General features: G+C 73.6%; 12 protein-coding genes and 1 tRNA gene. 10 read left to right on the top strand and 3 right to left on the bottom strand.

The features are described 5' to 3' along the window. The first annotated feature begins 13 nt into the window (after positions 1 to 13). Positions 14 to 86: transfer RNA gene (locus ACF08D_RS09520), tRNA-Ala, on the top strand. A gap of 202 nt (positions 87 to 288) precedes the next feature. Here ACF08D_RS09520 and ACF08D_RS09515 read toward each other — a convergent pair. Both ACF08D_RS09515 and ACF08D_RS09510 read right to left on the bottom strand, forming a co-directional pair. Beyond that, positions 289 to 1,881: an NADH-ubiquinone oxidoreductase-F iron-sulfur binding region domain-containing protein gene (locus tag ACF08D_RS09515; RefSeq protein ID WP_392221985.1), complete on the bottom strand. Its 1,593-nt coding sequence runs from the start codon at positions 1,879 to 1,881 to the stop codon at positions 289 to 291. Continuing rightward, on the bottom strand, positions 1,878 to 3,299 hold the full coding sequence (locus tag ACF08D_RS09510) for a hypothetical protein (RefSeq protein WP_392221984.1): 1,422 nt from the start codon (positions 3,297 to 3,299) through the stop codon (positions 1,878 to 1,880). The genes ACF08D_RS09515 and ACF08D_RS09510 overlap by 4 nt, the downstream gene beginning before the upstream one ends. Positions 3,300 to 3,767: 468 nt before the next feature. Between ACF08D_RS09510 and leuS the strand changes: the two genes are divergently transcribed. From leuS to holA, 7 genes are all read left to right on the top strand, one after another. Next, positions 3,768 to 6,635, top strand: coding sequence for a leucine--tRNA ligase (gene leuS, locus ACF08D_RS09505; RefSeq protein WP_392221983.1), 2,868 nt, complete (start codon positions 3,768 to 3,770; stop codon positions 6,633 to 6,635). A gap of 304 nt (positions 6,636 to 6,939) precedes the next feature. After that, a complete protein-coding gene (locus ACF08D_RS09500) occupies positions 6,940 to 7,767 on the top strand; it encodes a hypothetical protein (protein ID WP_392221982.1) in 828 nt (275 codons plus the stop codon). A gap of 66 nt (positions 7,768 to 7,833) precedes the next feature. Further along, the gene (locus ACF08D_RS09495; RefSeq protein ID WP_392221981.1) at positions 7,834 to 8,679 is read left to right on the top strand and encodes a DegV family protein; all 846 of its coding nucleotides are present in this window, start codon (positions 7,834 to 7,836) and stop codon (positions 8,677 to 8,679) included. 477 nt (positions 8,680 to 9,156) lie between these two features. After that, positions 9,157 to 9,984 (top strand): helix-hairpin-helix domain-containing protein, encoded by an 828-nt coding sequence (locus ACF08D_RS09490; protein ID WP_392221980.1) that lies wholly within the window; start codon positions 9,157 to 9,159, stop codon positions 9,982 to 9,984. A gap of 5 nt (positions 9,985 to 9,989) precedes the next feature. Continuing rightward, the gene (locus ACF08D_RS09485) at positions 9,990 to 12,512 is read left to right on the top strand and encodes a ComEC/Rec2 family competence protein (RefSeq protein ID WP_392222344.1); all 2,523 of its coding nucleotides are present in this window, start codon (positions 9,990 to 9,992) and stop codon (positions 12,510 to 12,512) included. Positions 12,513 to 12,534: 22 nt separating this feature from the next. Next, positions 12,535 to 12,780, top strand: coding sequence for a hypothetical protein (locus ACF08D_RS09480; RefSeq protein ID WP_392221979.1), 246 nt, complete (start codon positions 12,535 to 12,537; stop codon positions 12,778 to 12,780). Between the two features lie 256 nt (positions 12,781 to 13,036). After that, positions 13,037 to 14,023: a DNA polymerase III subunit delta gene (gene holA / locus ACF08D_RS09475; RefSeq protein WP_392221978.1), complete on the top strand. Its 987-nt coding sequence runs from the start codon at positions 13,037 to 13,039 to the stop codon at positions 14,021 to 14,023. Between the two features lie 252 nt (positions 14,024 to 14,275). Here holA and rpsT read toward each other — a convergent pair whose 3' ends face one another. After that, positions 14,276 to 14,542, bottom strand: a complete 267-nt coding sequence (gene rpsT / locus ACF08D_RS09470) for a 30S ribosomal protein S20 (RefSeq protein WP_392221977.1) — start codon at positions 14,540 to 14,542, stop codon at positions 14,276 to 14,278. A 208-nt stretch (positions 14,543 to 14,750) separates the two neighbouring features. On the opposite strand from rpsT, the gene lepA reads away from it, so the two are divergent. Both lepA and ACF08D_RS09460 read left to right on the top strand, forming a co-directional pair. Continuing rightward, on the top strand, positions 14,751 to 16,622 hold the full coding sequence (gene lepA, locus ACF08D_RS09465) for a translation elongation factor 4 (protein WP_126886645.1): 1,872 nt from the start codon (positions 14,751 to 14,753) through the stop codon (positions 16,620 to 16,622). A gap of 381 nt (positions 16,623 to 17,003) precedes the next feature. Further along, positions 17,004 to 18,893 (top strand): AMP-dependent synthetase/ligase, encoded by a 1,890-nt coding sequence (locus tag ACF08D_RS09460; protein WP_392221976.1) that lies wholly within the window; start codon positions 17,004 to 17,006, stop codon positions 18,891 to 18,893. The last annotated feature ends 53 nt before the right edge of the window (positions 18,894 to 18,946 follow it).

Here is an 18,946-nt window from a genome sequence, read left to right as displayed (position 1 = left end):
CGGCACACCGCAAGGGGCTATAGCTCAGTTGGTAGAGCGCCTGCATGGCATGCAGGAGGTCAGGAGTTCAATTCTCCTTAGCTCCACAGTACGTGGGAGGCGGGTCGTCCGGTCGGACGGCCCGCCTCTTCGCTGTGCCCGGAGCAGCGGCCCGGAGCAGCGGCCCGGAGGAGCCCCGTAGTGCGGGCCCATGGTGAGGGCGCACGGTGAGGCTTGGGGCGGGGTGCACCGGGCCCGGCGGCGTGCGCCACCGGGCCCGGCGGCGTGCGCCACCGGGCCCGGCTCACGTCAACCCCGGCCGCTGCCCAGCGCCTTGCGGTCGGCGCTCGGCAGGGCGGGCCGGGAGGGCCGCGAGGGCTTCTCCTGCGGGCCCTGCTCCAGCCGGAGCGCCAGCTCGGGGCAGCGCCGCACCGCGAGCTGCGCACGGTCGCGCAGATGCGTCGGCACGGACGCGTCGGCGAGCACCGGGTAGCCGTCCCGGCCCATCCGGATCAGCTCCGGGACGATGTCCGCGCACAGCCCGTGGCCCTTGCACAGCGTCCAGTCCACCGCCAGCTTCTCGCCGCTCGGGATGGACTCCACGACCTCCTGGTAGCCCGGCTCGGGCAGCGGCAGCACACCGAGCGTCGGCCGCCCGCAGCCGCCGTGCAGGACGTGCGCCGCCAGGTCGTCGGTGAAGGCCGACAGCGTCGAGCTGAAGAACCGCGCGGAACCGTCCGGGTGCTTGCACACGCCCCGGCCCTTCACCGCCTGGGTGACCTCGCGCAGCGCTTCCAGGGCGGCCGGACCGCCGCCGTTCAGCACGTCCGACAGTCCGCCCGCCGCCGCCGGCAGCCCCAGCCGGCAGGGGCCGCACTGGCCGGCCGTCTCGGCCGCCAGCCAGTTCGCCACGCGCTGCGCCTCGCCCAGCGGGCAGGTGTCCGGCCCGATCGGCAGGATGGCTCCGGCTCCCAGGGCGCCCCCCACGGCCGCCATGGACTGCTTGGAGATGACGCAGTTGTCGACGGCCATGGAGTCGATCCAGTTGCCGTGGTAGCCGCCCGTCAGCACGCCCTGGGGCACCTGCGGCGCGCCGGCGAGCTGGAGGACGTACCGCATGGGCACACCCGTCGGGACCTCGACCACCATCGGGCGGGCCACCTGGCCGGAGATCGTCAGCATCACCGTGCCGGGCTCGCTGTCCAGCCCGTGCTGGGCGTAGCGCCCGGAGCCGACCCGGGCCGCGACGGCGAGCTGCGCGTACGTCTCCGCGTTGGACAGCAGGGTCGGGGCGTTGCCCACCCCCGACTCGGCGGCCCGCTCGCGGCGGCCCGGCGGGATGGCCGGCCCGCCGTTCGCCGCGCGGATCACCGACGACGCCTCGCCGGAGACCATCCGTTCCGGGGTGCGGACGACACGCGCGCGCAGGCGCTGCCCGCGCCGGTCGGAGAGTCCGCGCTCGGCGAGGGCGGCGCGGATGGAGACCTCCGTGGAGTTGCGGGTCACCGCCACCACCAGGGTGCGGGCGCCGAGGGCCTCGGCCGCCAGCAGGGCACCGTCCAGGATCAGGTGCGGGGCCCGGTTGAGCAGCACGGTGTCCTTGCGGCAGGCCGGCTCGCCCTCGCTGCCGTTGACCACGACGACCGGGCGCACGCCCCGGCGGATGGTCGCCTTGGCCACCGCGCGCAGCTTCCTGCCGAACGGGAAGCCGGCGCCGCCGCGCCCGGTCAGGGATATCTCCTCGGCGAGCTGGGCGAGCCGCTCGCCGCCCATCGGTTCGAGCGGGCCGTGCACCTTCAGGTGCATCTGGAGGTCGAGCCGCTCGACGAGGTCGAAGCCCTGGGTGAGCTGGGGGAGGCCGACGACGCGGACCTCGGGGACGTCGGGGAGCGGGGTGTTCACGGGCGGTCTCCTGCTGGTGCGGTCCAGGGCTCGCCGGCCGGCGGCTGCTGGAAGGGGCCCGGTGCGGGCTCGGAGGAACGGGGCTCGCCGTACGGGGGCGGGGAGACGCCGGGGCCCGGGAAGGGCGGAGGGGTGGCGTCCTGGCCGTACGGAGAGGAGGGGTCGCCCTGGCCGTACGGGGACGGCCCGGGCGCGGAGGTGGCCTGGCCGTACGAGGACGGCGGCGGCGTTTCCGGGTGGTACGCGCGCGGGGCGGGGGATGGCGTCGGCGGCGGCGGGGAAGGGGTCGGCCAGTAGCCGGGACGGGTGGCCGGCTCGTCGGTGACGACCGGCAGCTCCTCCGTCATGGGCACGCGCTCGGCGTAGGGGATCTCCTCGGTGGGGCCGCCGGCCGCCGGGGCGGTGGCCGGGCCGGGTGCCGCGTTGTTCCGGGACATGGCCCGGTAGGCGGCGGATATCCCGGCCCTTCTGGTGCGGGTGGCGGCGCCGGGGGCGGGCGGCGGGAAGGACGGCTCGTACAGCGGGGCCGAGGGCGGCGTCAGAGTGGGCTGCTCACGCGGGCGGCCCAGGAAGCGGTCCTGGGCGGCCGTGGGCGGCGATGCGGGGCGGGAGGGGGGCTCGGGGCCGGTGCGCGGCTCCCGGCGCAGCTCCTGCTCGAACGGAGGGGAGGGGTCGTACGAGGGCGGCGGCATGTCCGAGGCGCCGGGCAGCGGGGACACGGAGGGGTCGCGGCGCCTGCGCGCCCCGCGGGTGCCGGCCTTCTCGGTGCCCGGCCCGAGCAGCCCCAGGACCCTTTCGGCGAGGCGCTGCTGGGTGGGGCGGGGCAGTAGCCGTACGGAGACGGCCGTGGCGACGCCGGTGAGGGCCAGGCAGTACATGGCGGTGACCCAGGTCGCCGCGGGGCGACCCGCGTAGAGCCCGTGGACGAGGGCGCAGCACCAGGCCGGGTAGGCCAGCATGTGCAGGGGCCGCCAGCGGGCGGCGATGCTGCCCCGGCCCGCCAGGGCGCTGCGGGCGGCGCCGGTGGACGCGGCGACCACCATCAGCAGGCCGGCGAGCGAGCCGAAGCCGATGAGGCCGGAGGTGCCGGTGACGCCGAGGCCGAAGGGCACGAGGGCCCCGATGAGCGCCACGTGCCCGAGGGAGACCTTGACGGTGGCGTGGAGGAGCAGGAAGCCGAGGGAGGCCACCGCGGTGGTGCGGTGGATGGCCTGTGCCAGCAGCCGGTGCCGGGTGGAGAGGAGCAGCCGGTCCGTCGCTATCAGGCCCCAGGCGACGGAAGCGGTCAGCGACACGAGGGAGAGGACGCCCGTGGTGAAGTCCAGAGCGGCGCGGAAGCTGTCGCTCCCGCCGATCGCCAGCACCGGTATGAGCACCAGTGCAGCCGCGGTGAGCCCGCCCTGTACCGGCTTGCTCATACCGGCCTGTACGGCGGGTGATGAGCGGATCTTGCGATGAGGGTTCATGGGGGGCGACTCCAGTGGTGCGGAAAAGAGGTCCCGTGGCCGCATGCTAAGTGGACGCATACCAACCAGTACGAGCTTTGGGCGTTTAGCGTTAGGAACATCCGGCAACTGACTCTGGGGTTGCCCGGGATAGGGGCGATACGCGGAGTAACCCGCGCGCGCACGCAGCCGGTCGCTGCTGTCAGTCCCGGTCGGTCGCTGTCGGTCGCGGCCCTCGATGCGGTCCGGAGGGGCCCTGCGGTACCCTGACGCCATGCGTGCCGTACGCCTTCTGCTTAGCGAGCCGCGCTGATCAGTACCGGCGGATCGAAGATCCGGCCGGAATCGGCGCGGCGTCCCCTCCTGTGCGAGGGGATTTTTCATTTCGCCGTGCCGACAGAGCGGCTGCCGGCAGAGACGATCGATGGAGCTTCAAGGACCATGAGCGAGACGAATCCGCCCGCTGCCGAGGCAGCGGCCCCGCACCGGTACACGGCGGCCATGGCCGCCGACATCGAGGCACGCTGGCAGGACTTCTGGGACGCCGACGGCACCTACGAGGCGCCCAACCCGAGCGGTGACCTGGCTGGCGACCCGGCCGTCGTCGCCCGGCCCAAGAAGTTCATCATGGACATGTTCCCCTACCCCTCGGGCGCCGGCCTCCACGTGGGCCACCCCCTGGGGTACATCGCCACCGACGTCTACGCCCGCCACCAGCGCATGACCGGGCACAACGTCCTGCACACCCTGGGCTTCGACGCCTTCGGCCTGCCCGCCGAGCAGTACGCCGTGCAGACCGGCACGCACCCGCGCGTGTCCACCGAGGCCAACATCGAGAACATGAAGGTCCAGCTGCGCCGGCTGGGCCTGGGCCACGACAAGCGCCGGTCGTTCGCCACGATCGAGCCGGACTACTACAAGTGGACCCAGTGGATCTTCCTCCAGATCTTCAACTCCTGGTACGACGAGGAGGCGGGCAGGGCCCGCCCCATCGCCGACCTGGTCGCCCAGTTCGAGAGCGGTGAGCGCGCCGTACCCGGCACGCGCGCGTGGGACGGGCTGACCGCCGCCGAGCGGGCCGACGTCCTGGGCCAGTACCGCCTCGCGTACGCCTCCGACGCCCCGGTCAACTGGTGCCCCGGCCTGGGCACCGTCCTGGCCAACGAGGAGGTCACCGCCGAGGGCCGTTCCGAGCGCGGCAACTACCCCGTCTTCAAGGCCAAGCTGCGCCAGTGGAACATGCGCATCACCGCCTACGCCGACCGGCTGCTGGACGACCTGGACGCGCTGGACTGGCCGGAGGCCATCAAGCTCCAGCAGCGCAACTGGATCGGCCGCTCCGAGGGCGCCCGCGTCGACTTCCCCGTCGGCGACGACGCCATCACCGTCTTCACCACCCGCCAGGACACCCTGTTCGGCGCCACGTACATGGTGCTGGCCCCTGAGCACGAGCTGGTCACCAAGATCGTGCCGGCGGCGTGGCCCGAGGGCACCCACGACGTCTGGACCGGCGGGCACGCCACCCCCGCCGAGGCCGTCGACGCCTACCGCAAGCAGGCCGCGTCCAAGTCCGACGTGGAGCGCCAGGCCGAGGCCAAGGACAAGACGGGCGTCTTCACGGGCGCGTACGCCGTCAACCCGGTCAGCGGCGACCGCGTCCCCGTGTTCATCGCCGACTACGTCCTGATGGGCTACGGCACCGGCGCCATCATGGCCGTACCGGCGCACGACAGCCGGGACTTCGCCTTCGCGCGCGCCTTCGAGCTGCCCATGCGCTGTGTGGTCGAGCCCTCGGACGACCGCGGCACCGACCCCGCCACCTGGGACGACGCCTTCGACTCGTACGACGCGAAGATCATCAACTCCTCGGGCGGCGACATCTCCCTCGACGGCCTGGGCGTCGTCGAGGCCAAGGCGCGGATCACCGAGTGGCTGACCGGCCGGGGCATCGGCGAGGGCACCGTCAACTACCGTCTGCGCGACTGGCTGTTCAGCCGGCAGCGCTACTGGGGCGAGCCCTTCCCGATCGTCTACGACGAGGACGGCATCGCCCACGCGCTGCCCGAGTCGATGCTGCCGCTGGAACTGCCCGAGGTCGAGGACTACTCGCCCCGCACCTTCGACCCGGACGACGCCGACACCCAGCCCGAGACCCCGCTGTCGCGCAACGAGGACTGGGTCCACGTCACCCTGGACCTGGGCGACGGCCCCAAGAAGTACCGCCGCGAGACCAACACCATGCCCAACTGGGCCGGTTCCTGCTGGTACGAGCTGCGCTACCTGGACCCGCACAACAGCGACAAGCTGGTCGACCCGGAGGTCGAGCGGTACTGGATGGGCCCCCGCGAGGGGCAGCCGCACGGCGGCGTCGACCTCTACGTGGGCGGCGCCGAACACGCCGTACTGCACCTGCTGTACGCGCGGTTCTGGTCCAAGGTGCTGTACGACCTGGGGTACGTCTCGTCCGCCGAGCCGTTCCACAAGCTCTACAACCAGGGCATGATCCAGGCGTTCGTCTACCGGGACGCGCGCGGTATCGCCGTGCCCGCCGCCGAGGTCGAGGAGCGGGACGGCGCCTTCTATTACGAGGGCGCCAAGGTGAGCCGCGTCCTCGGCAAGATGGGCAAGTCCCTGAAGAACGCCGTCACCCCGGACGAGATCTGCGCCGAGTACGGCGCCGACACCCTGCGCCTGTACGAGATGGCCATGGGCCCGCTGGACGTCTCCCGCCCCTGGGACACGCGCGCGGTGGTCGGCCAGTACCGGCTGCTCCAGCGGATCTGGCGCAACATCGTCGACGAGGCGACCGGCGAGACGACCGTCGTCGACGGCGAGCCCGGCGAGGACACGCTGCGCGCCCTGCACAAGGCGATCGACGGAGTCGGCCAGGACATGGCCGCCATGCGGTTCAACACGGCGATCGCCAAGATCACCGAGCTGAACAACCACCTGACCAAGACGGGCGAGCCCCTGTCGCGGTCCGTCGCCGAGCGGCTGGTGCTGCTGGTCGCCCCGCTGGCCCCGCACATCGCCGAGGAGCTGTGGCGCAGGCTCGGCCACACCGGCTCGGTCGTCCACCAGGACTTCCCGGTCGCCGACCCGGCCTACGTCGTGGACGAGACCGTGACGTGCGTGGTCCAGATCAAGGGCAAGGTCAAGGCCCGCCTGGAGGTCGCCCCGTCCATCACCGACACCGACCTGGAGGCCCTGGCCCTGGCCGAGCCGGCCGTCGTCGCGGCCCTCGGCGGCGCGGGCATCCGCAAGGTGATCGTCCGCGCGCCGAAGCTGGTCAACATCGTCCCGGCGTGACGCTCCCGGGCGCGGGGCCCCCGGGTCCCGCGCCCGCGAGTCGTATCACCCGAGGGAGCCGGCGCCCGGGTGACGTTCTTCCCGGGGGACCTCCTTCCCGGGTGGGGTCCTGGGTGACCTCCTTTCCGGGGACGTCTCGGGTGGCGTCCTTCCCGGGTGACGTCCCGGTTCGCGTCCCGGGGTTTTCCCCTACGGGCAGGATCGGGGGCCCTTCCGGAACCCTCGGACTGCCCGCTCCGTTTACCGTGGAAGGGCGACGGACGGCCGCGTCCGGTGCCGTACCGAGCGACATCGAGGGGACCCCATGGCAGAGGCGATCGCGATCCTGGCGCTGCTCTTCGTCGTCTTCGTCGCCCTGGGCGCCTATCTGGCCGTCAAGGCCGTCCAGGCCACCAAGCGCGGCGTGGACCGCACCCTCACCCAGGCGCGGCGCACGGTCGAGGACACCACCCTGCGCGCCAAGTCCTACGGGAAGGCGTACGGAGCCGGCGGCGTCCGCGCCGAGCTGGCGGAGCTGCGGCTGTCGCTGCGCACCTCCATGCGCGCCACCCAGGACGCCCTGGAGGCGGGCGCGGCCGAGGACGCCTCGCTCAAGGAGTCGCTGGAGCTGTTCCAGCGGCTCAGCGCGCACGGCCACGAACTGGACGCCGACCTCAAGCGGCTGGAGCGCGACCCCGACCGCGCCGGAGTCACGGCGCACCTCGACGACCTGCGGGAGCGCACCGGGCGGATCGTCCACTCGGCCGAGTCGCTGCGCTGGGCCGCCCGGGACCGGGCGCGCAAGTTCGCCGACGACGACCTGGTGACGCTGAGCGCGCAGATCGACGTGGAGTCCGGGGCGCTGCGGCACTGGACCGGGGTCGAGCAGGACGCCGCGTCCTGGCGGGACGAGAACGCGGCCGGGGCGGGTACTTCCGGAGCCGCGGGTCCCGGGGCGGCGGGTTCCGCAGCCACTGGTTCCGGAGCCACTGGTTCCGGAGCCGCTGGTTCCTCGGGGGCGGCCGGAGCGGGGCAGGAGACGCCGTCGTCGGACGCCGGCGCGGACGCGCCCCGGGCGATCACCGCGAAGGACCCCCGGCAACAGCCCTTCTACTCCTGGCAGAAGTCGACGCGTCCCGAGACCACCAACTGACCGGTTGCGATCACCGGTCGGGGGCGGGCTGCCGTACGGCGCCGCCTCCGGGGTACCCTCCCGGTCATGTCCCGCCATGTCGCGATCGTCACTGATTCAACGGCCTACCTGCCGCCGCGGACGATGGAGCGGCACGGCATCACCGCGGTGCCGCTGACCGTCGTCCTCGGTGACGAGGCGCTGGAGGAGGGCACCGAGATCTCGGCGAGGTCGCTCGCCGCCGCCCTCCAGAAGCGCCGGTCCGTGACCACCTCCCGGCCCAGCCCCGAGGTGTTCGCCCAGGAGTACCGGGAGGCGGCGGGCCGGGGCGCGACGGGGATCGTGTCCCTCCACCTGTCCGCCGAGTTCTCCGGCACTTACGACGCCGCCGTGCTGGCCGCCAAGGACGCGCCGGTGCCCGTGCGGGTCGTCGACACCGGGATGGTCGCCATGGCGCTCGGCTTCTGCGCGCTCGCGGCCGCGGAGACCGCCGAGGCGGGCGGCACGCTGGACGAGATCGTGGCCGCCGCCGAGAAGCAGGCCGCCGGGACCTCCGCGTACTTCTACGTCGACACCCTCGAGTACCTGCGGCGGGGCGGGCGGATCGGCGCGGCACAGGCCCTGCTGGGCTCCGCGCTGGCCGTCAAGCCCCTGCTGGAGCTGGAGGGCGGGCGCATCGAGCTGCGGGAGAAGGTGCGGACGGCGTCGAAGGCGATCGCCCGGCTGGAGGAGATCGCCGCCGAGCGGGCGGGCGAGAGCCCCGTCGACATCGCCGTGCACCACCTCGCCGCGCCCGACCGGGCCGCCGCCCTCGCCGACCGGCTGCGCGCCCGGGTGCCGGGCCTCGCGGAGCTGCACGTCAGCGAGGTCGGCGCGGTCATCGGCGCCCACACGGGGCCGGGACTGCTCGGGGTCGTCGTCTCGGCGAAGTGAGCGCCGGGAGCGGATGAGGTTCACTCGGGCGAGTGGTCCGGTTATCCACAACTGCCGGGTTATCCACGGTTCTTGACGCGGCTCAGCGGGATCGGGTGAAGGTCCCTACCGTGCTGTGGCATGGCAACGCGAACACACTCCGTGACTATTGCAGCAGCGTCCTCGCCGGTGCCGGTGCCGGTGCCGGAGTCGGCGTCGGTACCGGTGTCGGCAGTGTCGGCGTCGGCATCGGCGTCAGGCAGGGCCGCGAGCGGACCCGGCCGCGCGCCCGGTTCGGGCGGCCGGGCCCGGGCACGGCCCCGCCGCCTGCGCGGCCGCGAGCCCGCCGTGCGCGCGAGAGCCACGGCACGCCGCCGAGCCGACGCTTTGTTGCAGGCGGACGCCCTTGTGCGGACGGGCGGTCCACCGCCGACGCATCCGCCACCGGTTGCCCGGGTGTTACCTGCTTGTTCGACGGGTTCGTCGGGTTCGTCGGGGGTGGCCGAGGCTGAGGGCGTGGGCGAGCGGGCCGGCTCGGGGGAGTTGTCCCGGCGGCGCGAGCGGTGGGCCTTCGCGGTACGGGAGCGGCTTCCCCTGTGGCTGCGGGCGCGGTGCGGGATGGAACCCCGCACGGTCGTCGCGCTCACCGTCGTCCTGATCGTGGCCGCCGTGCTCGCCGGGCGGCACTTCTGGACCGGCCGGCCCGAGCCGGTGCGCGCGCCGGAGGTGGTCGCCGAGGCGGTGCCCTCGGGGGCCGCGCAGTCCTCGGGGGTGGTCGGGGAGTCCGGTACGGGCGCGGAGACCGGTGCGGCCGCTGGTGAACGCCCGGCCGCCGGGGCGCCCTTCGTGGTGGTCGATGTGAGCGGGAAGGTGCGACGGCCGGGCGTGCTGCGGCTGCCCGCCGGGTCCCGGGTCGCCGACGCCCTGACCGCCGCGGGCGGGGCCCGGCCGGGTACCGACCTCACGGCCCTGAACCGGGCGCGGATCCTGATGGACGGCGAGCATGTGGTGGTGGGCGCTGTGCCGGGACCGGTCGGCGGACAGGCCCCGGGCGTGCCGGGCTCACCAGGGGCGGTGGGTTCGGTGGGTTCGTCGGGTTCGTCGGGGAACGCGGGTTCGGTGGGCGGGGCCGCGGGGCCGGTCAGCCTGAACACCGCCACCGTGGAGCAGCTCGACACCCTGCCGGGCGTGGGTCCCGTGCTGGCCCAGCACATCGTGGACTACCGCACCCAGCACGGGGGTTTCCGGTCGGTCGACCAGCTGCGTGACGTCAACGGCATCGGCGAGCGCCGGTTCGCCGACCTCCAGCCCCTGGTACGGCCATGAGGGCGATGGACCGGGTGGCGGCACCCCACGCGACGGACCACCCGCCGGGCGTCGCCGAGCCGCCCGTGCCGGAGGAACCGGTGGACCTGCGGCTGGTGGGGCCGGCCCTGGCGGCCTGGGGAGCGGCCGCCCTGGCACTGGGCGCGCCGGGCTGGTGGACGCTCACCGGGGTGGCCCTCTGCGCCGGTGCCGCGGCGCTGTTGCTGCTCCGGCGGCTGCGGGGCGGGCGCCCGGTGGTTGTGGCGGCCGGCCCGTGGCGGGCCAGCGGCGCGGCGCTCGCGGCGGTCCTGCTCTGTGCCGCTGCCGGGGCGGCGTGCGCCGGGCTGCACGCCGCCGACCTGCGCAGAGGGCCGGTGCCCGGGTGGGCGGAGCGGGACGCCCGGGTCACCGCCCAGGTGACGGTGACCTCCGATCCTCGGCTCACCCGCGCCCGCGTCCTCGGCCCCAGGGCGGCGCCCGCCTCCGTCGTGCTGAACGCCGACGTGACACGGGTGGCCGCGCCTGGGAAGGCCCCCGTCAGGGTCCACACGCCGGTGCTGGTGATCACCTCACCGGCGAGGCCGGACTGGCAGCGGTTGCTGCCCTCGACCCGGCTCACCCTGACGGGTCGGCTGTCACCGCCCCGGGACGGCGGGGAGCCCTTCGCCGCCGTCCTGCGCGCGGACCCGGGCCCGCCCGGGATCGCCGGCCCGCCGAACGCCCTCCAGCGCACGGCGGGGGAGCTGCGCGAGGGGCTGCGCGCCGCCACGGACGGGCTGCCGGCGGACGCCCGGGCCCTGCTGCCCGGTCTCGTCGTCGGGGACACCTCCCGCATCCCGCCCGACCTGCACGACGCCTTCCGGGCGGCCGACCTCACCCACCTGCTCGCCGTTTCCGGCAGCAACCTCTCGATCGTGCTGCTCCTGCTCGTCGGCCCACCGGGGAAGGCCCTGCGGGCCGAACGCGGTGGCCTGGCACCCCTGCTGGGCATTCCGCTGCGCGCGACCGCCCTGCTCGGCGGGGCGCTGACACTCGCCTTCGTCCTGGTCTGCCGGCCCGACCCGAGCGTGCTGCGCGCCGCCGCCTGCGGGCTGATCACCCTGCTGGCCATCGGGACCGGCCGCCGCAGGTCCCTGCTCCCGGCCCTCGCCGCCGCCGTGCTGCTCCTGGTGCTCTACGACCCGTGGCTGGCCCGCAGTTACGGCTTCCTCCTGTCCGTACTGGCCACCGGGGCGCTCCTCACCGTCGCCCCGCGCTGGAGCGCCGCGCTGCACCGCCGCCGGGTACCGCCGCGGATCGCGGAGGCCCTCGCCGCCACGGCCGCCGCCCACGCGGTGTGCGCCCCGGTGGTCGCGGTGTTCGCCGCCCGGGTCAGCCTGGTGGCCGTCCCCTGCAACCTGCTCGCCGAACTGGCGGTGGCTCCGGCGACCGTGCTCGGCTTCGCCGCCCTGGCCGCGGCCCCGGTCGCCGGGCCGGTGGCCGAGCTGCTCGCCACCGGCGCCGGATGGCCGGCCGGGTGGATCGCGGCCGTCGCCCGCGCGGGCGCCGCGCTGCCGGGAGCCGAAACGGCGTGGCCCGGCGGCTGGGCGGGCGGGCTGCTGCTGGCCGCCGCGACCGCCGTGCTGGTCGTCTGGGCCCGCCAGATACGGCACCGGGTGTGGCTGGCGGGCGGGTGCACCGTCCTGCTGCTGCTCGCCGTGGTGCGGCCACCGCCGCTGACCAGGCTCGTCACCGGCTGGCCGCCGCCGGGCTGGGTGTTCGCGATGTGCGACGTCGGGCAGGGCGACGCGACGGTACTCGCGGCCGGCCGGGGGACCGCCGTGGTGGTGGACGCGGGCCCCGATCCCGGGCTCGTCGACCGGTGCCTGCGCGACCTGGGCGTCAGCCGGGTCCCGCTGGTGCTGCTCACGCACTTCCACGCCGACCATGTGGCGGGCCTCGCCGGTGTCCTGCGGGGCCGGGCCGTCGGGGCGGTCCAGACGACCGGCCTGGACGACCCGCCCGACCAGGCGGCGGCGGTGCGCAGGACGGCCGCGGCGGCCGGTGTCCCGGTCGTCCGCGCGGCAGCCGGCGAGCGCCGCCGGGTCGGGCCGCTCGACTGGCGGGTCCTGTGGCCGGGCGCACCGGTGCCGGGCGGTCCGCTGCCGGGCGGACCGGCGCCGGAGGGGGCGAACGACGCCAGTGTCACCCTGCTCGTCCGCGCCGGCGGCGGTACGACGCTGCTGCTCCTCGGCGACCTGGAACCTCCCGCGCAGCGGGGCCTGCTGCGGGCGCACCCGGGCCTGCCACCGGTGGACGTCCTGAAGGTCGCCCACCACGGCTCGGCCCACCAGGACCCGGGTCTGCTGCGCCGGGCGCGGCCCCGGCTGGCCCTGGTGTCGGCCGGCCGCGACAACACGTACGGCCACCCGTCCCCCCGTACGGTCGGCGCCCTGCGGTCCGGGGGAGCGGTGGTCCTCAGCACCGACCGGCACGGCGCGATCGCCGTCACCGGAAGCGGCCGGGAGCTGCGCGCCACCACCGCCCGGGGGCCGGGACCGGAGCCGTGACGGCACGCGGGAAGATGATGCGGTGAGCGATGTGAGACATGTGCTGGTGCTGCCCGACCGCGATGCGGCCGAGGAGGCCGCCGAGGAGCTGGGGGAGCGTTTCGGGATCATGGAGGAACCCCAGCTGGTCCGGGACGCCCTGGCGGGGGAGGACGACGCCGAGGACGCGCAGTGGCTCGTGGTGGTCGAGGACCCGGCCGGACGGCTCGTGGCCGCCGAACTGGCCGAGTTCGCCGCGCGCTGGGACGGCTGGCGCGAGGAGCCCTGACGGCGCCGGGCCTTGGAGGTGTGGCGCGGAGGGTGACATCCGGGCGCGCCCCGGCCTGGGCCGCCGCCCCCGTCCCCCGGGGCCCGCGAGGAGGCCCGCTGCCGGGTGGCCCGGTGTCCCTGGCCCCGGCCCGGGCCGCAACACCCCAGCCCCCCGGCGACCGCCCGGCCCGGGCCGACGCCCCGCCCCCGCCCGGGGCACGGGCGCTGTCTGGGCCGGACACGGGTGTCAGTGGGGCGTGCGATGCTGGTCGGCGATGGCCACCAGAAAGAACCAGACCGATGACGTCCTCGCGCCCGTCACCCTCGCGGTGGGGCAGGAGGACCTGTTGCTCGACCGTGCCGTGCAGCAGGTGGTGGCGGCGGCCCGGGCGGCCGACGCCGACACGGACGTCCGCGACCTGACGCCCGACCAGCTCCAGCCCGGCACCCTCGCCGAGCTGACGAGCCCCTCGCTCTTCGCCGAGCGCAAGGTGCTGGTCGTGCGGAACGCGCAGGACCTCTCCGCCGACACGGTCAAGGACGTCAAGGCGTACCTCGGCTCACCCGTGGAGGACATCAGCCTCGTGCTGCTCCACGCGGGCGGGGCCAAGGGCAAGGCGCTGCTGGACGCCGCCCGCAAGGCCGGCGCCCGGGAGGTCGCGTGCCCGAAGACCACCAAGCCGGCGGAGCGGCTGACGTTCGTGCGCGGTGAGTTCCGCACGCTGGGGCGTTCGGCGACTCCGGAGGCGTGCCAGGCGCTGGTCGACGCCGTGGGCAGCGACCTGCGCGAGCTGGCCTCGGCGGTGTCGCAGCTGGTCGCGGACGTCGAGGGCACCATCGACGAGGCGGTGGTCGGGCGGTACTACACGGGCCGCGCCGAGGCCTCCAGCTTCAATGTCGCCGACCGGGCGGTGGAGGGGCGGGCGGCCGAGGCACTGGAAGCGCTGCGCTGGTCGCTGTCGACGGGCGTCGCGCCCGTGCTGATCACCAGCGCCCTGGCGCAGGGAGTGCGGGCGATCGGCAAGCTGTCGTCGGCGCGCGGCGGGCGCCCCGCTGACCTGGCCCGTGAGCTCGGCATGCCGCCGTGGAAGATCGACCGGGTCCGCCAGCAGATGCGGGGCTGGACGCCGGACGGGGTGGCCGTGGCCCTGCGCGCGGTCGCCGAGGCGGACGCGGGCGTCAAGGGCGGCGGCGACGACCCCGAGTACGCGCTGGAGAAGGCGGTCGTCACCATCGCGCGCGCGGCCCGCTCCCGCCGCTGAAGACCGCTGAAGACCGCTGAAAGCCGCTGAAGGCCGCTGACCGGCCGGGGGCCTGGGCCCCCGGCGGGGCGCCCGTACGGCGAAGGCCCCGGCCCGCGGTTCTGGGGAAGAACCGGGGGCCGGGGCCTTCGGGTGGTACCGGTGGGCTCGTACCCGCGTGGCGAACGCAGGCCGCGTACGAACCCGGGGTGCCGGTCAGGAGCGGAAGAGAGGGCCCGCTGAGTCCCGCCCGGCGATCAAATCAAGAGCGGCTCAGCCCTGGAGGGAGGCAACCTTGGTGGCCAGCGCCGACTTCTTGTTGGCGGCGGCGTTCTTGTGGATGACACCCTTCGAGACGGCCTTGTCGAGCGCACGGGAGGCGTCGCGAGCGGCCACGGTGGCCTTCTCGACGTCACCCGAGGCGGCAGCCTCACGGGCCTTGCGGATCGCGGTCTTGAGCGACGACTTGACGGCCTTGTTGCGCAGGCGCGCCTTCTCGTTGGTCTTGTTCCGCTTGATCTGGGACTTGATGTTCGCCACGAATGAGCCTTTTCAGGTTCGTAAGGATTTCTCTGAGGTGTGCCCCGAGGATGAGAGGGCCACGAGACACAGCTGCCCAGGCTAGCAGCCGCTCTCCGAGTGGCCCAAACCGAGTGCCCGTCCCCGTCCGTGGGACCATGGAACCTACGTATCGATCCGACGTCGACCCGAGCAGAGACGCCCGGCGTCTCGAGAATCAGGACCCTGCGTGCCCGCGACCCCTATCCACGTGCCCGAGCCGAGCCGTACCGACCCGGCACTGATCCGCAACTTCTGCATCATCGCGCACATCGACCACGGCAAGTCGACCCTTGCCGACCGGATGCTCCAGCTGACCGGTGTGGTCGAGCAGCGGCAGATGCGCGCTCAGTACCTCGACCGCATGGACATCGAGCGCGAGCGCGGCATCACGATCAAGTCCCAGGCGGTGCGTCTGCCCTGGGCCCCCACCGAGGGGCCCGGCCAGGGCAGCACGCACATCCTCAACATGATCGACACCCCCGGTCACGTCGACTTCACCTACGAGGTGTCGCGGTCCCTGGCCGCGTGCGAGGGCACCATCCTGCTCGTCGACGCCGCCCAGGGCATCGAGGCGCAGACGCTCGCCAACCTCTACCTGGCGATGGAGAACGACCTCACCATCGTGCCCGTGCTCAACAAGATCGACCTTCCGGCCGCCCAGCCGGAGAAGTTCGCCGAGGAGCTGGCGAACCTGGTCGGCTGCGAGCCCGACGACGTCCTTCGTGTCTCGGCCAAGACCGGTCTCGGCGTCGAGGCGCTGCTCGACCGGGTGGTCAAGGACGTCCCGGCGCCGGTCGGTGTCGCCGACGCCCCCGCCCGCGCGATGATCTTCGACTCGGTCTACGACTCGTACCGCGGTGTCGTCACCTACGTCCGTGTCATCGACGGCCAGCTCAACAAGCGCGAGCGCATCCGGATGATGTCCACCGGCGCCACCCACGAGCTGCTGGAGATCGGGACGAACTCGCCCGAGATGCTCCCGGCGGACGGGCTCGGCGTGGGCGAGGTCGGCTACCTGATCACGGGTGTGAAGGACGTCCGGCAGTCCAAGGTCGGTGACACGATCACCACCCTGCACAAGGGCGCCACCGAGGCACTGGGCGGCTACAAGGACCCGAAGCCGATGGTGTTCTCGGGCCTCTACCCGCTGGACGGCTCCGACTACCCCGAGCTGCGCGACGCCCTCGACAAGCTCCAGCTCAACGACGCCGCGCTGGTCTACGAGCCGGAGACGTCCGCCGCGCTCGGCTTCGGCTTCCGCGTCGGATTCCTGGGCCTGCTGCACCTCGACGTCATCCGCGAGCGGCTGGAGCGCGAGTTCGGCCTGGACCTGATCGCCACCGCGCCGAACGTGGTCTACCGGGTCCTCATGGAGGACGGCACCGAGCACACGGTGACCAACCCGAGCGAGTTCCCCGAGGGCAAGATCAGCGAGGTGTACGAGCCGGTCGTCCGCGCGACGATCCTCGCGCCCAGCGAGTTCATCGGCTCGATCATGGAGCTGTGCCAGACCCGCCGCGGCACGCTCCTCGGCATGGACTACCTCTCCGAGGACCGGGTCGAGATCCGCTACACCCTGCCCCTCGCGGAGATCGTCTTCGACTTCTTCGACCAGCTGAAGTCCAAGACCCGCGGGTACGCCTCCCTCGACTACGAGCCCACCGGCGAGCAGGCGTCCAGCCTCGTCAAGGTCGACATCCTGCTGCACGGCGACAAGGTCGACGCCTTCTCCGCCATCACCCACAAGGACGCGGCCTACGCGTACGGCGTACGGCTGGTCGCCAAGCTGCGCGAGCTCATCCCGCGGCAGGCGTTCGAGGTGCCGATCCAGGCGGCCATCGGCTCGCGCGTCATCGCCCGCGAGACCATCCGCGCCATCCGCAAGGACGTCCTCGCCAAGTGCTACGGCGGTGACATCTCCCGTAAGCGGAAGCTGCTGGAGAAGCAGAAGGAGGGCAAGAAGCGGATGAAGATGGTCGGTTCCGTGGAGGTTCCCCAGGAAGCCTTCATCGCGGTGCTGTCCAGCGACGACTCCGCCGGCGGCAAGGGCAAGAAGTAGCGGTGCCCGCGTGGCGCCCGTCCGGTCCCGGACGGGCGCCTTCGCATGTCCGGAGCGCGTCCGGGGGCCCGGAGCACGCCCGGGGCCCGGAGCACCGTCCGGAGCGGGCACCGGGCGGATGCCGGGCGGGGCGTGGGGTGGTCCCGGGCGGATTCCGGACGGGTCGTGGGTGGGTTCCGGGCAGGTCCTGGGGGTTTCCCGGGAGTACGGCGGGGAACGGCGGGCCGCGCGCCAGTCGTTATGAACCGGGTATGAACCACCGGGCCGCAGCCTCTTACGTGGCGGACCATGGCGCTCTAACCTGAAGCCGCCCGAGGGTTACTCGCCAGTTAAACAATCATCCCGTCGTGCAGCCCTGCCGCAAGCCGCCCGGAGGACGTCGTGAGCGACACCCAGACCCTGATCGAGAACCGCCCGCCCTCCGTGGCGCACCTCTTCCTCGAACGCGTGGCGAGGACTCCCGACGCGGAGGCCTACCGCCACCCGGTCCCCGCCCCCTCGGGCCAGGGCCCCGACGAGTGGAGGTCGCTCAGCTGGGGCCAGGCCGCCGAGCGGGTCTTCGCCGTCGCGGCCGGCCTGATCGACCTGGGCGTCCAGCCGGAGGAGCGGGTGGCCCTCGCCTCCGCCACCCGGGTGGAGTGGATCTTCGCCGACCTGGGCGTGATGTGCGCCGGCGCGGCCACCACCACCGTGTACCCGCAGACCAACGCCGAGGAGTCGGCGTACATCCTGGCCGACTCCGGCAGCCGGGTACTGATCGCCGAGGACGCCGAGCAGCTCGCCAAGGCCCGCGAGCGCCGCGCCGACCTGCCGCACCTCGCCCATGTGGTCGTCTTCGACGCCACCGGGGTCGAGGAGGACGCCGCCGACCCGGAGGGCTTCGTCCTCTCCCTCGCGGAGCTGGAGGAGCGGGGCCGGGCGTACCTGGAGAAGAAGCCCGACGCCGTCAAGGACCGGGTCGCCGCGATCACCCCCGGCCAGCTCGCCACCCTCATCTACACCTCGGGCACCACCGGCCGCCCCAAGGGGGTACGGCTGCCACACGACAACTGGTCGTACATGGCCAGGGCCATCGCCGCGACCGGCCTGGTCACGGCGGACGACGTGCAGTACCTGTGGCTGCCGCTGGCGCACGTCTTCGGCAAGGTGCTGACCTCCGGGCAGATCGAGGTGGGGCACGTCACCGCCGTCGACGGCCGCGTCGACAAGATCATCGAGAATCTGCCGGTCGTCCAGCCGACCTACATGGCCGCCGTGCCGCGCATCTTCGAGAAGGTCTACAACGGGGTCGCCGCGAAGGCGCGGGCCGGCGGCGGCGCCAAGTACAAGATCTTCAAGTGGGCCGCTGAGGTCGCTCGCGAGTACGCCAGGACCAGCCAGGACAACTTCCGCCGCACCGGCAACGCGACCGTCCCCTTCGGCCTGAACGCCAAGCACAAGGTCGCCGACGCGCTGGTCTACTCCAAGCTCCGCGACGCCTTCGGCGGCCGGCTGCGCGCCGCCGTCTCCGGCTCGGCGGCCCTCGCGCCCGAGATCGGCTTCTTCTTCTCCGGCGCGGGCATCCACATCCTGGAGGGCTACGGCCTCACCGAGTCCAGCGCGGCGTCCTTCGTCAACCCCGGTGAGGCCTACCGCACCGGCACCGTCGGCAAGCCGCTGCCCGGCACCGAGGTGCGGATCGCCGACGACGGCGAGATCCTGCTGCGCGGCCCCGGGATCATGGAGGGCTACCACGGCCTGCCGGAGAAGACGGCGGAGGTCCTGGAGCCGGACGGCTGGTTCCACACCGGCGACATCGGCGAGCTGTCCGCGGACGGCTACCTCCGGATCACCGACCGCAAGAAGGACCTGATCAAGACCTCCGGCGGCAAGTACATCGCGCCCGCCGAGGTGGAGGGCCAGTTCAAGGCTGTCTGCCCGTTCGTCTCCAACATCCTCGTCCACGGCGCCGACCGGAACTACTGCACGGCCCTCATCGCGCTGGACGAGCCGGCGATCCTCGGCTGGGCGGAGGAGAACGGCCTGGGCGGCAAGTCGTACGCCGAGGTCGTCGCCACCCCCGAGGCGCAGCGGCTCGTCCAGGGGTACGTCGACCGGCTGAACGAGGGGCTCCAGCGCTGGCAGACCCTCAAGAAGTTCCGCCTGCTGCCGCGCGACCTGGACATCGAGCACGGTGAGCTGACCCCGAGCCTCAAGCTGAAGCGCCCGGTGGTGGAGCGGGAGTACCGGCACCTGATCGACGAGATGTACGCGGGCGCCCGGGAGGACTGACCCCCGCCGCGGCAGACGGGCGGGGTGAGCCCGGACCGCCGGGATGCCGGGAA

Source organism: Streptomyces sp. NPDC015131 (assembly GCF_043079975.1).
In the GTDB taxonomy this organism is placed as follows: Bacteria; Actinomycetota; Actinomycetes; order Streptomycetales; family Streptomycetaceae; genus Streptomyces.
Note: the sequence above shows the minus strand (reverse complement) of the source record. Positions and strands in the feature narration are given on the sequence as shown.

Coding starts and splice junctions, on each gene's coding strand:
- ACF08D_RS09500 (WP_392221982.1), top strand. CDS start 6,940: ATGGCAGAGGCGATCGCGATCCTGGCGCTGCTCTTCGTCGTCTTCGTC.
- ACF08D_RS09495 (WP_392221981.1), top strand. CDS start 7,834: ATGTCCCGCCATGTCGCGATCGTCACTGATTCAACGGCCTACCTGCCG.
- ACF08D_RS09510 (WP_392221984.1), bottom strand. CDS start 3,299: ATGAGCAAGCCGGTACAGGGCGGGCTCACCGCGGCTGCACTGGTGCTC.
- holA (WP_392221978.1), top strand. CDS start 13,037: ATGGCCACCAGAAAGAACCAGACCGATGACGTCCTCGCGCCCGTCACC.
- ACF08D_RS09485 (WP_392222344.1), top strand. CDS start 9,990: ATGGACCGGGTGGCGGCACCCCACGCGACGGACCACCCGCCGGGCGTC.
- leuS (WP_392221983.1), top strand. CDS start 3,768: ATGAGCGAGACGAATCCGCCCGCTGCCGAGGCAGCGGCCCCGCACCGG.